At 60.9% G+C, this 1531-nt stretch carries 1 protein-coding gene; it reads right to left on the bottom strand.

The features are described from left to right. Window positions 1–26: 26 nt before the first annotated feature. Window positions 27–1361, bottom strand: coding sequence for an IS5 family transposase (locus AB4Z51_RS44880; RefSeq protein WP_441499761.1), 1335 nt, complete (start codon window positions 1359–1361; stop codon window positions 27–29). Between the last annotated feature and the right edge of the window lie 170 nt (window positions 1362–1531).

Raw genomic sequence — 1531 nt, 5'->3', positions numbered from 1 at the left:
GTGAAGAACTGGCGGCGGCGCCCGGCTCAAGCGGTGTTTCGAGCCGGGACGGTCTCGAAGAAGGCTCGGATGATGACACGCAAGAGCTCTGCGAGCCATCGCAGCAGCAGACCGAAGTTATAGCCGGCGGCGGCGAGAACAGYGTTGATGCGGTCGCCGAGGCGTCCCTTGAGATAATTTCTGTCCATGCGGTGCTCGGCCTTGACGTGGCCGATGACAGGCTCGACAGCCGCRCGACGCTTCATCTCGCGACGGATGGAAGCTGTGACGCGGCGGACCTGACCCGAGATCCAGACCCTGAACCGATGCGGGTGGTTGTGACCGCGATATCCTTTGTCGACGTGGATACGGCGAGTCTCCACCCCGGTGAGCTTCTCCATGTCGGCGATTACGGGACCGAGCGTGTGCCCATCGAAGGGATTGCCATGCAGGGCCTTGGCATGGAGCACGAACTGGCCGCCCTTCGGAGACGTCACAGGGGTGGCGATGCTGACCTTGCAGCCGAACTCGTAGGGCGCGCGGGCTTTACCTTTGCCGATGCACTCAACCTCCGGAGCATGTAACGCATAGACCTTCGGACCGCGCTGATGCTGATCCTGGCTGCGCACCTGCTGCGCTAAACCGAGCAACGGGCCGAAGCGAGCTTCCAGCACCGTATCGCCATCAATCTTGCGGCGGATGTCGCGGATGATCCGGCCAAGCCGTGTCCGCAGGAACTTGAGCTGCCGCCGGGCGCGTTTGAACTGGTGGGCGTGGGTATAGCGGCCGGTCATGATGGCGGCGCGCTTGGCCAGGCGCAGATAGCTCTGGCGTAGCGGCACACGGTTGCGCTTGGCGAGCCCGACCAGCTTGGTGATTGCTCGATGCAGCAGCCGCGCGTCGGTCGGATGTGCAACCGCCTTGGGCTGCACTGTGGTATCGACGACCACCCGTTCCAGGTCCTTGGGACCGATGGCGCCGGTCTTGTGCGCCACTGAAAGACTTTCCTGGATCAGGGCGACGAGCTGTTCCTCGCCGAGCCGCTGCCGCCAGCGTGTCATCGACGATCGATCGAACGGCAGACGGTGGCAGAAGCTCAATTCGCCGCAGAAGTATTGGTAATAGGGGTTCTCGATCCAGCGAGCGCACAGCACCTCATCTGACAGGTTRTGCATGTGCTTCAAAAYGARCAGGCCGGCGACTAGCCGCGTCGGCAAGCCCGGCTGGCCCGACCCTGCTTGGCACACTGAACTGAAGCGCTCATTCAGGATGTTCCAGTCGATCAGCGCTGCCAACCGCACCAGCGGATGACCCATGTCGATGATCTGATCAAGCGCCGGAAGCAACAGGTCTTTCTGGCGATCATCCCTCGGCTTGCTCATCGCATTCCCCAATGTCGACGACGCCGTCAGGGAATCACGAATCGCCCAAAAGCAAAATCCTAAAACGCAAGAAAGCGAGGTCCAACACCCCGCTTTCCTGCAAAATCGAATACTACATCAAGACAAATTCTGCWTATTTCTCAGATCAATCCGCATTCTTCACGGACGAC

The sequence above is a fragment of the Bradyrhizobium sp. 2TAF36 genome (assembly GCF_052114925.1).
GTDB lineage: Bacteria > Pseudomonadota > Alphaproteobacteria > Rhizobiales > Xanthobacteraceae > Bradyrhizobium > Bradyrhizobium barranii.
This window is presented reverse-complemented; position numbering and strand designations above follow the sequence as displayed.